The following is a 16834-nucleotide window of genomic DNA, read 5'->3' on the forward strand; positions in this document are numbered from 1 at the left end:
CCTAGTCGAGCGTGCGCCGGTAGAAGCGCAGCGCGATGCCCATCACGACGAGCGTGAAGAGCGCGACGGGCCACACGGACGGCCACAGGTCGGCCCAGCCGTTGCCTTTGAGCAGGATGCCGCGCACGAGGCGGTTGAAGTAGGTGAGCGGCAGCAGGTTGCCGATGAATTGCGCCCACCGCGGCATCCCGGCGAACGGAAACATGAAGCCCGACAGCAGGATGTTCGGCAGGAAGTAGAACACCGCGAGCTGCATCGCCTGGAGTTGGTTCTGCGCGAGCGACGACAGCGTGATGCCGACCGTGAGGTTCGCCGCGATGAACAGCAGCGCGGACAGGTAGATCGCGAACACGCCGCCGACGAACGGCACGTCGAACACGTAGCGCGCGGCGGCGAGGATGATCGACACCTGGATCAGCCCGATGAACACGTACGGGACGATCTTGCCGGTCATCACCTCCAGCGGCCGCACGGGCGTTGCCAGCAGATTCTCCATCGTGCCGCGCTCGCGTTCGCGCGTGATCGCGAGGCCCGTCATCATCACCATCGTCATCGTCAGGATCACGCCCATCAGCCCCGGCACGACGTTGTACTGCGTGATGCCTTCGGGGTTGTACAGGCGGTGCAGCACCACGTCGAACGCGGCCGGGCGGCCGTTCAGGTGCGCGAGCGGGCCGGTCAGGTCCTTGTCGGCGACGGGTTGCACGAGGCCCGGCAGCGCGCCGATCGCCGACGCGGTCGCGACGGGATCGGTCGCGTCCGCCTCGACGAGCAGCGCCGGGCGCTCGCCGCGCAGCAGCCGCTTCGAGAAATCGGCCGGCACGCTCAGCACGAACTGCACGTCGCCACGGGCGAGCGCATGCCGGCCGGCCGATTCGTCGGGCAGCGTCGCGACGATGTCGAAGTACGCGGAATTGCGCATCGCGGCGATGAAGCTGCGCGCGAACGGGCTCGAGTCGGCGACGATCACCGCGGTCGGCAGATGCTTCGGGTCGGTGTTGATCGCGAAGCCGAACAGCGCGAGCTGGATGATCGGCACGCCGACGATCATCGCGAACGTCACGCGGTCGCGGCGCAGCTGCAGGAATTCCTTCAGCACGATGCTCCACCAGCGCGCGACCGAGAACGATTCGCGCAGGCCCGTCCACGCGTTCATGTCGCCGCTCCGCCGGGCGGCCCGGACGCGCGGCCCATCATGTAGATGAAGACGTCTTCGAGCCCGGTCTCGATCGGCGCGACCTGCAGCGGTGCGCGACCGTCCGTCTGCGCGTCGGCTTGCGACGCGACCTGCGCGAGCGTTGCGTCGAGCAGCGCGCGATCGCGGCCGCTCACGTGCAGCGTCGAACCGAACACGACCGTCTGGTCGACGCCCGGCAGCGTGCGCAGGCGCGCGGACAGTTCGGCCAGATGCCCGCCGGTGACCGAGCGTGTCGACAGGTGCTGCGACGCGACGATTTCCTCGGACGTGCCCTGCGCGAGCAGTTCGCCGGACGCGATGTATGCGAGCTTGTGGCAGCGTTCGGCTTCGTCCATGTAGTGCGTGCTGACGAGCACCGAGATGCCTTGCGCGGCCAGCCGGTGCAGTTCTTCCCAGAAGTCTCGGCGCGCGGCCGGATCGACGCCGGCCGTCGGTTCGTCGAGCAGCAGCAGTTCCGGCTCGTGCAGCATGCACGCGGCGAGCGCGAGACGCTGCTTCCAGCCGCCCGACAGCGCGCCCGTGAGCTGGTCCGCACGGCTCGCGAGGCCGAGCCCGTCGAGCGCGCGCGAGACGGCCGCCCGGCGATCGGGCATCCCGTACACGCGTGCGACGAAATCGAGGTTCTCGCGGATCGACAGGTCTTCCCAGTAAGAGAAGCGCTGCGTCATGTAGCCGACACGCCGCTTGATCTGCGCGCTGTCGCGCACGATGTCGTAGCCGAGGCAGGTGCCGCTGCCCGAGTCGGGCGTGAGCAGGCCGCACATCATGCGGATCGACGTCGTCTTGCCGCTGCCGTTCGGCCCGAGAAAGCCGAAAATTTCTCCGCGCGCGACGCGCAGCGAGACGTCCTTCACGACGTGTTTGTCGCCGAAGCGCTTGTTCAGGCGGTCGACGTCGATCGCGTACGGAGCGGGCGGCGCGTTCATCGCATCCTCACGGCGACGGGCTGGCCCGGGTGCAGCTTCGGCGCGTCGGCGACGGCGGGGCGCGCTTCGACCATGAACACGAGCTTGGTCCGGCTCTCGTTGCTGTAGATCACGGGCGGCGTGTATTCGGCCTCGCGCGACACGTAGGTGACGTGCGCGGGGACGTCGGCGGGGCAGCCGTCGCAGCGGATCGCGACGGTGCGCCCCGGGGCGATCGATGCGAGGGCGGCTTCCGGCACGAAGAACCGCACCTTCAGGTTTTGCGGCGGCAGCATCTGCACGACCGGGTTGCCAGCCTGCACCCATTCGCCGACGCGGTACAGCGTGTCGTACACGCGCCCGGCGGCGGGCGCGGCGACGCGCTTCTGGTCGAGCTTCCATTGCGCTTCGGTGACGGCCGCCTGCGCGGCATCGACTTGCGCGGCCTGGGCGGCCACCTGCTGCGCGCGTCCCGGCAGGCGCGCGACGTCGACCTGGTTCTGCAACTCGCGCACCTGCGCGGCGGTGGTCTGCGCGGACGTGCGCGAATCGTCGAGCTGCTGCTTCGACAGACCGCCGGCCGCGTACTGGCGCTCGTCGCGCGCGCGTTGCGCGGCGGCGCGCGCGGCCTGTGCGGTGGCCTGCGCGAGCTGGGCCCGCGTGACCGCGACTTCCGGCGGACGCTTGCCGGTCCGCAGGTCGGCAAGTTGCGCGCGTGCGGCCGCGAGCTGATGCTGCGCCTGCAGCAATGCGGCCGTTTCGTTGACGGCTTCGAGCGAGAACACCGACATGCCGGCCGCGACGGCCTGGCCGCGTTCGACCGACAACTGCGTCAGCGTGCCCGCTTGCGACGACGACAGGTACACGAATTCGCCTTCGACATAGCCTTGATAAGTTGCCACGTCGTTCGCCGGCCGTCCGCAGCCGGCGAGCAGCGCGACGGCGGCGGCCAGGGCGAGCGGCGGCGGGCGGGACACGTTCACGACGGCCTCCGGGGCGAATGTGCGCCGGCATCCGGCACGGCGGCGGGCGGCTGCAAGCCGGAATCGAGCAGCGCGCGGACGTGGCGATGCAGCACGTCGCGATCGACCGGCGGCAGGCCGCGCGCGCTTTGCCACAGCTTCGCGGTGGCGAGCGGCAGCATCACGAGCGCGATGATCGAATGGAACAGGAATGCGGGTTCGAGCGCGGGGTTCAGCGTGCCGGCCTGCTGCGCGGCGCGGATGCGCTCGGCAAAGCGGCCGACGTGCTCGAGCGGAATGCGCCGGATCATCCGCTCGCGCAGCAGGCCGCCTTCGTGGACGATCTCGCGCAGCCAGATCGACGGCAGCCAGGGCATGCGATCCGTGACGTCGAAGAACCGGTCGACGAGTTCGGCGACGAGCGCGAACGGATCGTTTTCGATCTGCGGGGCGGTTGGCCGCCACACGAACGCGATGACCTGCGCGAGCCGCTCCTCGACGATCGCGTCGAGCAGCTGCTCGCGATTCGTGAAGTAGTAATGGACCATCGCCGACGTGACGCCGGCGGCCGCGGCAATCTGCGCGACGGTCGTCGCCGCGATGCCACGCTCGGCGAACAACTGCATCGCGACGTCGAGCATATGGTCGCGCAGGTCGAAGTCGTCCACCGACGGGCGACGCCCGCGCGGCCTGGCGACGGTGGATTTCGCGTTCATGCAGACGACGCTAATTGACGAGTTAGTTAATTTCAAGGAAGGGTTTTCGCCCGCGTTGATCGAGATCAGGCGTGTGTCGAACGGCGGTGCGGACGAGCGGGGTGGCGGCGTGACGACGGGGCGTATGCCAGTGGCGGAATGTAGGAAGCGGCTAATGGGGAAACCACGGGGAGCCGGGGGAAGAAGCGCCCGAGGCTGGCGAGGACGCCGCGCGTCACGGGTGCGTGCCCGACACGGCACGCACCCCGAACGTCGTCACTGATCGATCGGCGACTTCAGCGGCTGGTGCTCGCCCGTCAGCCCGAACACGACGAGTTGCGCGGGCTCGGTCGCGCTCGCATTGCGCGAGACCTGGTGGCGCGAACCGGGCGGCTCGTACCAGCCTTCGCCGGCGCGATAGCGGCGCACCGGGCCGTCGTTCACCTGCGACAGCACTTCGCCCTTCGACACGACCGCGAACACCGAGCCGAGGTGTTTGTGTGCTTCGGATGCCTGACCAGGCGCATAGTCGACAGTCGCGACGACGGCGAGTTTGCCGGGCGCTTCGGGCACGGCCTGTTGCATGATCGCGTGCACGTTGTCGGCGGCATCGTGCGCAATGGCGGCGGCCGGCAGCGCGGCGACGAGCGCGAGCGACGTGCACAGCATCGCGCGGCGGAGCGTGAAGCGGGAGCGCATGATCGTCGTCTCCTTACTCGGGCATCTTGCGGAATGCGATCGCGAAGCGGTTCCACGTGTTGATCGTCGCGATCAGCATCGACAGTTCGAACAGCTCCGTGTCGTTGAAGTGCGGCTTCACGGCTTCCCAGACGGCATCCGGCACGTGGTTGTCGGCGATCAGCGTCAGCGCTTCGGTCCACTCCAGCGCCGCGCGTTCGCGCTCGGTGAAGAACGGCGTTTCGCGCCAGACGACGACCGTCGCCAGGCGGCGATCGGTCTCGCCACCCTTGCGCGCATCGGTGGTGTGCATGTCGACGCAGAACGCACAGCCGTTGATCTGCGACGCGCGCAGCCGGACCAGTTCGGCGAGCGGCTTCTCGATCGAGCTTTTCGCGATGAATTCCTCGGCGTTGCGCATCACCTTGATGGCGTTCGGGCTGGCGGTATAGAAGTTCAGGCGCGGTTGCATGGCAGGTCCTTTTTCCGGTTGATGCGCACGGTGGCGCGACAGGACCCACTTTAAGCGTGGCACTGGCCTGCTTGAATGGCCAATTCCGGGAAAATTCAGGTAACCAGTGGCCCGCCGCCGATGTTGCCCGAGTCCAGCAGCGCGGCCAGTTTCGCGAGCGCGGCGTCGATGCGCAGCGCGTCGATCCCGCCATAGCCGAACAGCAGCCCCGCGCGCGCCGCCGAGCCGACGTGGAACGCCGAGATTCCGTACAGGCCGATGTCGTGCTCGCGGGCGGCGCGGACCAGCGCGGCTTCGTCGAGCCCCGGTTTCAGGTGCGCGGCGAGGTGGATGCCGGCAGTCGGCACGATCGGGTCGAACCACGGCGCGAGGCTGCCGCGCAAATGCGCGAGCAGCATCTTGCGGCGCGCGTCGTAATGCTTCTGCACGCGCCGCAGGTGTCGCGCGAAATCGCCTTCATGCATGAAGCGCGCGAGCGCCGCCTGCGTGAGCGTGCAGGTATGCCAGTCGACGATCTGCTTCGCCTTGGCGAGTGCGCCGCGCAGCGCGCGCGGCGGAATTGCGTAGCCGATCCGCAGTTCGGGAAAGATCGTCTTCGAGAACGTGCCGACGTACGCGACGAGGCCCGTGCGGTCGAGGCTCTTCAGCGACTCCACCGGCCGGCCTTCGAAGCGGAATTCACCGTCGTAATCGTCCTCGATGATCACCGCGCGGCGTCGCTGCGCCCATTCGAGCAGCGCGACGCGCCGGTCCAGCGTCATCGGCATGCCGAGCGGGAACTGGTGCGACGGCGTCACGTAGACGAGGCGCGCGTCGTCGGGCAGCCGCTCGATGATGAGGCCGTGCGCATCGACTGGCACGCCGATCACCGTCGCGCCGAGCGACGCGAACGCCGCGCGCGCCGGCGGATAGCCGGGATTCTCGACCGCGACGACATCGCCCGGCCGCACGACCACGCGCGCGATCAGGTCGAGCGCCTGTTGCGCGCCTTGCGTGACGAGCACGTCGTCCCAGCCGCACGCGACCGCGCGGCTGAACGCGACGTAGCGCGCGATCGCGCCGCGCAACTGCGGATCGCCGGCCGGGTCGTGGTACTGGCCGGGGCCGCGCGCCTGCTGGCGCAACGCGTGATGCAGGCAGCGGCGCCACGCGTCGAACGGGAACAGCGTCTTGTCGGTCACGCCGCCGCGAAAGTCGAACGCGGGCGTGTCCTGCGGCGCGGGCATCGCGAGCGCGTCGGGCAGTTCGTCCCACAGCGCGCGTGCGTCGACGGCATGGACGGGCCGTGCAGCCTCGACGAGCGACGGCGTCGAGTCTGCCGCGTGCGGCACCCGCGCAAGGCCGTCGGCGACGAACGTGCCGTCGCCCGCGCGCGTGTTCAGGAAGCCCTCGGCGACGAGACGCTCGAACGCGTCGAGCGTCGTCTTGCGCGACACGCCGAGCTGCCTGGCGAGGTCGCGCGTCGACGGCAGCCGGGCGCCGCCTTCGAGCCGCCCGTCGACGATCGCGGTGCGCAGCTGCCGAAAGATTTGCCCGGTGAGGTCGTGACGGCCTTCGATGCGGATCGCGATGTCCATCGCAGTGGTTACCTCGAATAGGGCAATTTGATGTCGATGAGCATACCGGAAGTTCGTGGCCGGCCCGGCATCCGCCGAACGCAGCGGCACGGCGCCATTCGATTGGACCGCCGCCCGCCGGTGCCTTACGATCCATCACAATCCCCGACCGGAGTGCCCCCATGCTGTCCGAAGACGAACTCGCGCTGCTCGATGCGATCCGCGCCACCGGCAGCCTGTCGCGGGCGGCCGCGCGGCTCGGCAAGGCGCCGTCGACCATCTCGCACGCAGCGCGGCAGCTCGAAACGCGCTTCGACGCGCTGCTGTTCGACCGGCGCGGCTACCGGCTGCAGCTCACGCCGGCCGGCCAGTTGCTGACCGACGAGGCGTCGCGCCTCGCGCTGGACGTCGCGCGGCTCACGCAGCGCGTGCGGCAGGTCGCGAGCGGCTGGGAGGACCGGCTGTGGATCGTCAGCGACGAGGTGCTGGAGTTCGATACGCTGCTGCCGGTCGTCCGCGCATTCGATGCGCTCGATTCGGGCGTGTCGCTGCGCTTCACGAACGAAGTGCTCGGCGGCACCTGGGAAGCGCTGCGCGACGGTCGCGCGGATCTGGTCGTCGGCGCGACCAACGAGCCGCCGGCGATTCCGGGTTTCAAATGGTTCGAGCTCGGCGCGATGGAATGGGTGTTCGCCGTATCGCCGCGCCATCCGCTGGCCGCGGCAAGCGAGCGGCTGACCCGCGACGCGATCTGCGCGCATCGCGCGGTCGTCGTCGCCGATTCGTCGCGGCGGGCCGTCGGCCGCGCGTACGGGCTGCTCGGCGGGCAGGCGGTGCTCGCGGTGCCGTCGATGCGCGCCAAGATCCTCGCGCAGCGCGACGGGCTCGGCGTCGGCTGGGTGCCGCGCCGGCGGGTAGCATCGCTGCTCGCGCGCGGCGAGCTTGTCGAGAAGGAAACGGCCGATCCGCGCGAGCCGAACGTGCTGTACGTCGCGTGGCGCGGCGACCGCGACGGCCGCGCGCTGCAATGGTGGCTGGAGCAACTGCGCGAACCGCGGCTCGCGCAGCGCCTGCTCGACGGGATCGACGTGACGGGCTGAGTGCGTCGGCCGTGCAATGGGCGGACAGGTCCCGACAAACACGTTCGAAGATTTCGAACGTGTCCGCCGCGCCGGTCGTACGGCAAGGGCGGGCGCCGAGCGCATCCTGTGTTCACGGTCAACTCACCGGTTCACAGGAGAACATCATGCAACGCTTCGAAGGAAAAACGGTCCTCGTCACGGGCGGCAACAGCGGCATCGGCCTGGCGGCCGCACGGGCATTCGCGGCCGAAGGCGCGCGGGTCATCATCACCGGTCGCGACGAGCAGACGCTCGCCGCCGCGCGCGCGTCGCTCGGCGACGGCGCGCTCGCGATCCGCAACGAGGCCGGCAGCGTCGCGTCGGCGCGGGCGCTGGCGGATGCGATCGCGGCCTCCGGCGCGCGGCTCGACGCCGTGTTCGTCAACGCGGGCGTCGCGAAACTCGCGCCGTTCGCGGATATCGACGAGGCGTTGTGGGACCTCGTGTTCGACACGAACGTGAAGGGCGCCTATTTCCAGATCCAGGCGCTCGTGCCGCTGCTGAACCGCGGCGCGTCGATCGTGATCAACGGCTCGATCAACGCGCATATCGGGATGCCGGGCTCGTCCTTGTACGCGGCGAGCAAGGCGGCCGTCAATTCGTTCGCGAAGACGTTGTCGACGGAACTGCTGCCGCACGGCGTGCGGGTGAACGTGGTGAGCCCCGGCCCGGTCCAGACGCCGCTGTACGGCAAGCTCGGGCTCGACGCGGCCTCGCTCGACGAGACGGCCGAGAAGATCAAGGGGCTCGTCCCGATCGGCCGGTTCGGCACGCCGGACGAAATCGCGTCGACGGTGCTGCATCTGAGCGCGCCGGAATCGGCGTTCATCGTCGGCGCGGAAATCATCGCGTCGGGCGGGATGGGCTTGCTTTGAGCGGATGACCGGCGGGGCCGCACGACCCGACGCGACGTCGGGCGGCGCAGCCCCGCCGGGCGATCGTATCGCTAGCGCGATGTGCAGGCGTCACGAACCTCGTCGGCCCGATCGCGTCCGTGGAGCTGCGTCACCGTCAGCCCCGAGAACGTCGCGCTGCCGTGCTCGGCGAACACGGCGACGCGGTCCGCATCGAGCGGCGGAAAGATCAGATCGGTCAGCGCGACGCGGCCGCCGTTCGCGAACACCTCGACCGACCCGCGATCGACGACGATTTCGAGCCGCAGTTGCCCATGATCGAGCGGCAGATCGACGATGTGCTCGCGGCTGAACGTGCCCGCGAAATCCGTCGAGCCGGCGCGCGAGCGGTCGAGCGTCAGCGTGCGCTTCGCCGTGTCGTACACGATCCGGGTGCCGATCGAGCCATCCGCCGATCCTCGCACGATCACACCCGCGCGGGCCGCATGCCGCGGCGCGATCGTCACCGTGATGCGCTGGACGACACCGCGCGTGGCGTCCGACAGCGCGCGCGTGGCGGACTCGACGTTCAGGTTGCCTTCGTGCACGGCGGGCCGCCCGTCGGCCCACGCATCGAACGCGGCGGCCGGCGTCACGACGAGCGTCGGTTCGCCGCCGATCGTCTTCAGCGCGAACTCGCGCGGCAACGTCGTCGCGCCGCGCCAGGGCGCCGTCGGCACTTTCGCCGCGTAATCCCAGTTGCTCATCCATGCGATCGCGACAGGCCGCGCGCCCGGGGCGCCGGAGAACGTGCCGGCGGCGTAAAAGTCGGCGCCGTGATCGACCCAGCGGAATCGCGCGGGATCGGAACCGGCCGGCGCGACGTGGTCGGGCGTGAACGTGCGACCGTCGAAGTCGCCGACGAAATACATCGCGCCGGAGCCGCCGGCGACCGACCACGGGTTGACGTTGACGATCATCACCCACTTGACGTGTCGCGGATCGTCGTCGACGGGCAGCGGCACGAGGTCGGGCATTTCCCACAGCACGCCCGCATGCGGCACGTCCGGCAGCGTGAAGTCGCTCAGGAACGACCAGTGAATCAGGTCGGCGGATCGATAGAGCTTCACGACCTGCGCGTCCGCGACGACGGTCGTCATCAGCCAGTAGCCGCCAGGCGCGTACCACGACACTTTCGGGTCGCGGAACTGCTTCGATTCGGGATCGAGCGTGAGCACGGGGTTGTGCGCGTAGGGCCGCCAGGTCGCGCCGTGGTCGAGGCTGTACGCGAGCGATTGCGCCTGCGTGCCCGGTGCGTGACCCGAGCCGTCCTTGTAGACGCTCGTGTAAAGCGCAACCAGCGGCGACTCGCCCGGCGCGCCGAGGCCGGACGTGTTGCGCGTGTCGGCGACGATCGAGCCGGAGAAGATTTCCTCCGTCGCGTTCGCGCGCATCGCGACCGGCTGCTCGCGCCAGTGGACGAGGTCGGTGCTGGTCGCATGGCCCCACGACATGTTGCCCCAGTCGTGGCCGAGCGGGTTGTACTGATAGAACAGGTGATAGCGGCCGTTCTCGTAGACGAGGCCGTTCGGATCGTTCATCCAGTTGCGTTGCGGCGTGTAGTGCACGGCCGGCCGCCATTGCGGCGTGCCGTGCCCGGGCGGTGCGTCGCAGGGCGCGGCGGCGGCGTGCGTGCAGGCCGCGCTTGCCGCACACGCGAGCAGCAGCCGGGTAATCAGGCGGGGAAAGCGAAGAAACGTCGATCTCATGCGGGGTTCCGTGCTTCGGCGCGCGAAGCGGGAAAGGTGGCGCATGCCGCTTGCGACGGCAGCATGCGCGATTCTGCGAAGGAGGGAGGCGGCACGCACGCGACACGCGCGATGTGCGCCGCCTCGACGCCGGCGGGCGATGCCCGCTGCGTCCGTAGCGGACCCGTTACGGACGGGTGCCGGGGCCGCCGTTGTGGTCGGCGCCCGTCGCCGGCAGGTTCGCCGGGATGTCGCCGTAACCGCCGAGGCCGCTACGTCCGTACGTGCGGTCGACGGCCGTCGACGTGCCGTTGATGTTCACCTTCACCGTCGGCGCGAGCGTGCCGCCGCGACGCGGGCCGATCGCATCGATGAACGACTCGACGAGCCCGCCCGGCATCACGTAGTGCGAATACGACTGGAATTCGCGCGGGTTCTGGTTCGGGTCCTGCGAATACGGCGCGCCGGCCGGTGCGGAGAAGTCGGTCGGGTTGCCGAGCACGAGGCCGCTGCCGCCGTTCAGCGGCAGGAAGTCGCTGCGGATGCCGTTGCCGACGAAGCCGTAGACGCCGTCCGGCCCGTCGACGCCCGCGGCCATCGTCGTGCGGTGGCTGATCGTGAACAGGTAGTACTTGCCGTCCTTCAGATAGATCTGCGGGCGCTCGGTCTGGTCGTCGACGCAGTTCGCCGACAGGATCGGCGGCAGGAACTTCCATTCGGTCAGTTGCGGGTTCGTCGCGACCGCCAGGCCGACGTTGGCCTTTTGATACACTGCGCCCGAGTTCATGACGGCGTTGAGGTCTTCCCGGTGCGGATCGTTCGGCGCGTAGCCGAGGTCGGCCTCGGTGCAGGTCCGGGCGCCGCGCTGGCCGCCGGTGTTGCCTTCGAACACCATGTAGGTCTTGCCCGGGTGCGCGGGGTCGGTGAACACGAACGGATCGCGGAACGAGAAATACGTGTTCTGCTGGCCGCTCTGGTAGTAGTTGCCGTCCGGTTGCAGCAGCGCCTTGTGATCGTCGAAGCCGCTGAACCACACGTGCTTGTCGTCGGCATGGATGTGGCCATCGGCGCGCGTGATGATCGCCTGCGGCGGCGTGATGTCGGCGCCGCCGGGGGCCGAGCGGTTGAACGAGGTCGCGGTGTAGTAGAGGCTGACGTTGTCGCCCTGCGTGAGGCGCGCGGAGCCCGACCATTCGGCGTTGTTGGTCATCGGCGACGTGCCGAACACCTTGACGCTCGCGCCGTCCGGGAACAGGTGGCCGCCCCAGGTCCAGCCGCCGTTCGCGGGACGCTGCGACGCGGGAATCCCGGCGCGGCGATAGAAGAAGCCGATGCGCGCATGGACGTGACGATCGTCGAACGTGTAGCCGGCGTGCGGATCGGCCGTGAGCGAGAAGATCACTTCCCAGCCCTTGTAGCTGAGCTGGTTCGCGCGCAGGTCGGCCAGCGGCCAGGTATCCCAGACCCACACGTTCGAGTTGATCAGCGGGAAATCCTGCGGGATTTCCGGCATCGTCAGCGACTGCGGCAGCGAATTCTTGTCCGCGCCGGCCGTGTGCGACTGCGCGACGATCTGGCGGATGTCCGCGCGGGTCCAGCGCATCGTGAAGTTGCCTTCGGGATCGTAGGCCTGCTGCGTATGCGGCGTGGGCGCGGGGGCGCCGGTGTTTTGCGCGTGCGCGACGGATGACGCGGACGCGAAGGCGGCCAGTGCCGCGCCAGCGAACAGCAAACGTTTGGCCGCGGTCGCGCGGCAAAAAGGAAAGTAAGTCATGTCGGCATTGTTTCCGTTGACGGTGAAAAGGAACTGCTGAGGTGGCATTGATATCCAAACCGGTTTGGATGCTATTTCAAACCGGTTTGGACGTCAAAAGATAAATATTTGACGGTAATAACTACCATTCGGAAATAATTGCCGCTACGCGCGGATTGAACGAATGGCATGCACAACGCGAGGAGCGACGTGAAGGTGAATCTGAAGGCGCTGTCGGATGCGCTCGGACTGTCGCGCACGACGGTCAGTCGGGCGCTGAACGGCTACGACGATGTGAGCGAGGCGACCCGCGAACGCGTGATGAAGGCTGCGCGCGAACTCGGTTATGTCGCGGATCCGACCGCACGGCGGCTGGCGACGGGGCGTGCCGATGCGATCGGCATCGTGTATCCGTTCGGAGCCGGCGATCTGGGCGACCCGCGCTTCGGTGAAGTCGTTGCGGGCATCACCGAGCGGCTTGGCGAGCGCAATCTCGACTTCATCATCGCGGCCGCACGGCCGAACGCCGAACTCGACTCGTATCGCCGGCTCGTCGACGGCCGGCTCGTCGACGGGCTGATCGTCGCGCGCACGCTGGTCGACGACCCGCGCCTCGCGTACCTGCGCTCGAATGCGTTTCCGTATGTCGCGTATGGCCGTACGCAAACCGCCGAGCCTTACGCGTGGTTCGATTTCGACAACGAAGCGGGCGCGCGCGATGCGGTGCGGCGTCTGATCGGCTTCGGTCATCGGCGGATCGCGATGATCAGTGCGCCGCTGTCGCTGAATTTCGCGATGCAGCGCCGCGCCGGCTATCTCGCGGCGCTGCGCGAGGCCGGCATCGAACCCGATCCGGCGCTGCTGGTCGAGTGTCCGTTTACGCGCGACGGCGGCCAGCAGGGCGCGCAGGCGCTGCTCGCACAGGCTGAACGGCCGACTGCGCTGCTCGTCGACAACAACATTTCGGGGGGCGGCGCGTTCCGGGCGCTGGTCGACAGCGGCTTGCGCCTGGGGCGGGACATGTCGCTCATCGTCTATGACGGGGTGCCGCCGGAGGTCGCGTGTCCGCATCGGGTAACGGCCGTGGTGCAGCCGACCGGGCATGCGACCGGGCGTGCGCTGGCGGATCTGATGCTGGGCCTGCTCGCCGACGGCGTGCGCGGCCATCGGCTCGAGATGCCGATCATCGAGGCAGGCGATACGGACGGGCCGGTACACGGCTAGCCGTTTCGGCGGCACGCCCCCGTGGGGCGCGATCGGCAACGCACGTTGCGGGGCGCGCTCCGGCGCAAAAGCCATGACGGCGGCAGGGCTGAATGCCAGGTTTCTAGACGACCGGTCTAATCCGGGGCTATCATCCAGCCTCATGAATGCGACGTCGTTCCTGCCAACGGACGCGAAGATGCCATATCGCGCTGCAATGCTGGTGGTGCAGGAGATGCCGTCGTTTTTTTTCGAGCCAACTCTAGACGACTGGTCTAATAGACTCGAGCAATATTTTTGGCACGGAGCCGGCACGTTGACGCGTGCCGGCGGCCTAACCGGCAGGCGCGCCGTCGTCGCCGGCACGCGGCGTGCGTCGCGTGGGCTGCCGCCGCGACGCGGCCCCGTTCCCCCATTTCGAAGGAGTGTCCGATCATGAAGATTTTGGTTGTCCTGACCTCGCACGACACGCTCGGCGACACCGGCAAGAAGACCGGCTTCTGGCTCGAGGAACTGGCCGCGCCGTACTACGCGTTCACGGATGCGGGTATCGAGCTGACGCTCGCATCGCCGAAGGGCGGCCAGCCGCCGCTCGACCCGAAAAGCAGCGACCCGGCCGCGCAGACCGACGCCACGCGCCGCTTCGACGCCGATCCGGCGGCCAAGGCCGCGCTCGCGGCCACGCGCAAGCTGGCCGACGTGTCGGTCGACGATTACGACGCGGTGTTCTATCCGGGCGGGCACGGCCCGCTGTGGGATCTCGCCGAGGACCTGCACTCGATCGGCCTGATCGAGCGCGCGCTGGCGGCGGGCAAGCCGGTCGCGGCCGTGTGCCACGCGCCGGGCGTGCTGCGCCACGTGAAGGATCCGAAGACCGGCGAATCGGTCGTGCGCGGCAAGCGTGCGACGGGCTTCACCAACAGCGAGGAAGCGGCCGTCGAGTTGACGGAAGTGGTGCCGTTCCTCGTTGAGGACATGCTGAAGACCAACGGCGCGCAGTTCGAGCGCAGCGCCGACTGGGCGCCGCATGTCGTCACCGACGGGTTGCTGATCACGGGGCAGAACCCCGCGTCGTCGGAACCCGCTGCCGAGGCGCTGCTCGCGAAGCTCGGCCGTCAGTAAGCCGGCGCGGTGCCGGCATGACCGGCACCTGGCCGTTTCCGTCGTCGGGCGCATCCGGCCCGGCGACGGCCCGAACCGTTCCGTCGTGCGCACCGCACGACGGCTCATCCAGTCGTTTCGTAGAACCAAGCAAAGGAGTGGTGGATGTCTGCCCTGTTCGAACCGTTCAAACTCAAGGGTGTCACGCTGCGCAACCGCATCGCGGTGCCGCCGATGTGCCAGTACGTCGCCGAAGACGGCGTCGTCAACGACTGGCATCACGTGCATCTGGCCGGCATCGCGCGCGGCGGCGCGGGCCTCGTGATCGCGGAGGCGACGGCCGTGTCGCCGGAAGGCCGCATCACGCCGGGCTGCGCCGGGTTGTGGACCGATGCGCAGGCCGAGGCGTTCGCGCCGTCGGTCGCGGCGATCAAGGCGGCCGGCGCGGTGCCGGGCATCCAGATCGCGCATGCGGGCCGCAAGGCGAGCGCGAACCGACCGTGGGAAGGCGACGACCACATCGCCGACGGCGATCCGCGCGGCTGGCAGACCATCGCACCGTCGGCCGTGCCGTTCGGCGCGCATTTGCCGAAGACGCCGCGCGCGATGACGCACGACGACATCGCACGCGTGCAGGCCGACTTCGTCGCGTCGGCGAAGCGTGCCCGCGACCTCGGCTTCGAATGGCTCGAACTGCACTTCGCGCACGGCTATCTCGGCCAGAGCTTCTTCTCCGTGCATTCGAACCGGCGCGACGACGAGTACGGCGGTTCCGCCGAAAACCGCGGCCGTTTCCTCGTCGACACGCTGAAGGCCGTCCGCCAGGTCTGGCCGGAGCATCTGCCGCTGACCGCGCGTCTCGGCGTGATCGAATACGACGGCCGCGATGAGGAAACGCTCGCCGAATCCATCGCGCTCACGCAGCGGATGAAGCAGGAAGGCCTCGACATGCTGAGCGTGTCGGTCGGCTTCTCGACGCCCGACGCGCGCATTCCGTGGGGCCCGGCGTTCCTCGCGCCGATCGCGGAACGCGTGCGCCGCGAGGCCGGCTTGCCGGTGTCGTCCGCATGGGGGATCGACACGCCGCAACTGGCCGAGCGCGTCGTCGCCGAACAGCAGCTCGACCTCGTGATGGTCGGCCGCGCGCATCTGGCCGATCCGCACTGGCCGTACTACGCGGCCAAGCAGCTCGACGTCGAGCGCCCGTCGTGGACGCTGCCTGCGCCGTACGCGCACTGGCTCGAACGCTATCGCGTCGCCGACAAGGTGGCCTGAGCGCAGGTCGCACCGCGCGGCGGGCGCGACGTTCGCGCCATGCATTTGACAATGCTTGGCATCGCGTCCGCGTGCCGTGGCGGTATCGATGGATAGAATGGCGGTTCGCACCGGCCCTCGGCCCGCGCGAACCGCCATTTTTTCATTTCGACAGAGGTGCCATGCGCGCACATGTCTCGCCTTCCCAGGAATCCGCCGCGCGGCCGCGTGCCCAGCAGATCGCCCGCGCCGTGCTGTATGCGGCGCTGCTGGTGCTCGCGCTGTGGGTCATCCGCGATTTTCTTCCCGCCATCGCGTGGGCCTGCGTGATCGCGATCGCGTTGTGGCCGTTGCTGAAACGCTTCGAATCGGACAGCTGGTTTCGCGACCGGCCAACCCTGATCGCGACCGCGATCACCGCGGGCGTGTCGCTGCTGGTCGTGCTGCCGGTCGCCATCGCGCTGGGCCAGGCGATCTCGCAGGCGCATGACCTGCGCATCTGGCTGCACTCGATCCAGGACAACGGCATTCCGCTGCCGGACGTCGTCGGCCGGTTGCCGTACGGTGCCGCGCAGGTCACCGAGTGGTGGCAGGCCAATCTCGGTCATCCGCTGCACGCGGGCACCGCGATGCATGGCGCGAGCGGCGAGAAGTTCATCGCGTTCGGCCGGCAGTTCGGCACGAAGCTCGCGCATGCGCTGTTCGAGTTCGGCTTCATGCTGGTCACGCTGTTCGTGATCATGCGGGCCGGCCACAAGTTGTCGGGTGCGTTGCTGCAGGGCGCGCGGCGTGCGTTCGGCCGCGGCGGCGCGCACCTGATCGAACGGATGGTCGCGGCCGTGTACGGCACGGTGACGGGGCTGGTCGTCGTCGGGCTGGGCGAGGGCGCCATTCTCGGCGTCGCGTATGCGCTCGCGGGTGTTCCGCATGCGGCGCTGCTCGGCCTCGTCACGGCCGTCGCCGCGATGCTGCCGTTCTGCGCGCCGATCGTGTTCTGCGGCGCGGCGCTCTGGCTGTTCGTGCAGGGTGCGACCGCGTGGGCCGTCGTGGTGCTGGCGCTCGGCTTCGTGGTCGTGTTCGTCGCCGAGCATTTCGTGCGGCCGGTGCTGATCGGCAGCTCGACCCGCCTGCCGTTCCTGCTCGTGCTGTTCGGCATCCTCGGCGGCGCCGAGACGTTCGGCCTGATCGGACTGTTCGTCGGCCCGGCGCTGATGACGGTGCTGACGATGCTGTGGGCCGAGTGGGTCGCGTGACGGCGAGGCTCGTTGTGCCGATCCGGGCCATCGGCGCAACGGCATCGACGCGTGTGCGAGCCCGCGCGGCGCCTTCACGGTTCGCGACGATCGGGCACGCGC

Annotated in this window: 15 protein-coding genes; 6 read left to right on the forward strand and 9 right to left on the reverse strand. The window is 69.0% G+C overall.

Annotated features, from left to right (window positions below; genetic code table 11):
- Nucleotide 1: 1 nt before the first annotated feature.
- The 7 genes from WS46_RS07550 to WS46_RS07580 form a co-directional block, all read right to left on the reverse strand.
- Nucleotides 2–1156 (reverse strand): ABC transporter permease, encoded by a 1155-nt coding sequence (locus tag WS46_RS07550; RefSeq protein WP_059689987.1) that lies wholly within the window; start codon nt 1154–1156, stop codon nt 2–4.
- Nucleotides 1153–2124 carry an ABC transporter ATP-binding protein gene (locus WS46_RS07555; RefSeq protein ID WP_059689988.1) on the reverse strand — a complete coding sequence of 324 codons (972 nt, stop codon included), beginning with the start codon at nt 2122–2124 and terminating at the stop codon, nt 1153–1155. Before WS46_RS07555 ends, WS46_RS07550 begins: the two co-directional genes overlap by 4 nt.
- Nucleotides 2121–3086 carry an HlyD family secretion protein gene (locus WS46_RS07560; RefSeq protein ID WP_082725268.1) on the reverse strand — a complete coding sequence of 322 codons (966 nt, stop codon included), beginning with the start codon at nt 3084–3086 and terminating at the stop codon, nt 2121–2123. Before WS46_RS07560 ends, WS46_RS07555 begins: the two co-directional genes overlap by 4 nt.
- A complete protein-coding gene (locus WS46_RS07565) occupies nt 3083–3781 on the reverse strand; it encodes a TetR/AcrR family transcriptional regulator (RefSeq protein ID WP_059689989.1) in 699 nt (232 codons plus the stop codon). The genes WS46_RS07560 and WS46_RS07565 overlap by 4 nt, the downstream gene beginning before the upstream one ends.
- Nucleotides 3782–4036: 255 nt before the next feature.
- Nucleotides 4037–4459 (reverse strand): cupin domain-containing protein, encoded by a 423-nt coding sequence (locus tag WS46_RS07570; protein WP_059689990.1) that lies wholly within the window; start codon nt 4457–4459, stop codon nt 4037–4039.
- Nucleotides 4460–4472: 13 nt separating this feature from the next.
- Nucleotides 4473–4910, reverse strand: coding sequence for a carboxymuconolactone decarboxylase family protein (locus WS46_RS07575; RefSeq protein ID WP_059689991.1), 438 nt, complete (start codon nt 4908–4910; stop codon nt 4473–4475).
- A 95-nt stretch (nt 4911–5005) separates the two neighbouring features.
- A complete protein-coding gene (locus WS46_RS07580; RefSeq protein ID WP_059689992.1) occupies nt 5006–6487 on the reverse strand; it encodes a PLP-dependent aminotransferase family protein in 1482 nt (493 codons plus the stop codon).
- A gap of 161 nt (nt 6488–6648) precedes the next feature.
- On the opposite strand from WS46_RS07580, the gene WS46_RS07585 reads away from it, so the two are divergent.
- Together WS46_RS07585 and WS46_RS07590 are read left to right on the forward strand one after the other, a co-directional pair.
- Entirely contained in the window at nt 6649–7566 is a 918-nt protein-coding gene (locus tag WS46_RS07585) for a LysR family transcriptional regulator (RefSeq protein ID WP_059689993.1), read from the forward strand.
- 146 nt (nt 7567–7712) lie between these two features.
- Nucleotides 7713–8462: an SDR family oxidoreductase gene (locus WS46_RS07590; RefSeq protein ID WP_059689994.1), complete on the forward strand. Its 750-nt coding sequence runs from the start codon at nt 7713–7715 to the stop codon at nt 8460–8462.
- A gap of 71 nt (nt 8463–8533) precedes the next feature.
- On the opposite strand, the gene WS46_RS07595 is transcribed toward WS46_RS07590, so the two are convergent.
- A complete protein-coding gene (locus tag WS46_RS07595; RefSeq protein ID WP_059689995.1) occupies nt 8534–10189 on the reverse strand; it encodes a glycoside hydrolase family 32 protein in 1656 nt (551 codons plus the stop codon).
- A gap of 166 nt (nt 10190–10355) precedes the next feature.
- The gene (locus WS46_RS07600) at nt 10356–11942 is read right to left on the reverse strand and encodes a glycoside hydrolase family 68 protein (RefSeq protein WP_059689996.1); all 1587 of its coding nucleotides are present in this window, start codon (nt 11940–11942) and stop codon (nt 10356–10358) included.
- A 168-nt stretch (nt 11943–12110) separates the two neighbouring features.
- Between WS46_RS07600 and WS46_RS07605 the strand changes: the two genes are divergently transcribed.
- The 4 genes from WS46_RS07605 to WS46_RS07620 all read left to right on the forward strand — a co-directional run bounded on the left by WS46_RS07605 (nt 12111) and on the right by WS46_RS07620 (nt 16732).
- Nucleotides 12111–13145 (forward strand): substrate-binding domain-containing protein, encoded by a 1035-nt coding sequence (locus WS46_RS07605; RefSeq protein ID WP_059689997.1) that lies wholly within the window; start codon nt 12111–12113, stop codon nt 13143–13145.
- 414 nt (nt 13146–13559) lie between these two features.
- The gene (locus tag WS46_RS07610) at nt 13560–14246 is read left to right on the forward strand and encodes a type 1 glutamine amidotransferase domain-containing protein (protein WP_059525276.1); all 687 of its coding nucleotides are present in this window, start codon (nt 13560–13562) and stop codon (nt 14244–14246) included.
- 144 nt (nt 14247–14390) lie between these two features.
- Nucleotides 14391–15500: an NADH:flavin oxidoreductase/NADH oxidase gene (locus WS46_RS07615; protein ID WP_059689998.1), complete on the forward strand. Its 1110-nt coding sequence runs from the start codon at nt 14391–14393 to the stop codon at nt 15498–15500.
- A gap of 161 nt (nt 15501–15661) precedes the next feature.
- Nucleotides 15662–16732: an AI-2E family transporter gene (locus WS46_RS07620; RefSeq protein ID WP_059689999.1), complete on the forward strand. Its 1071-nt coding sequence runs from the start codon at nt 15662–15664 to the stop codon at nt 16730–16732.
- Nucleotides 16733–16834: the final 102 nt, after the last annotated feature.

Source organism: Burkholderia sp. RF4-BP95 (assembly GCF_001521985.1).
Lineage (GTDB): Bacteria > Pseudomonadota > Gammaproteobacteria > Burkholderiales > Burkholderiaceae > Burkholderia > Burkholderia diffusa.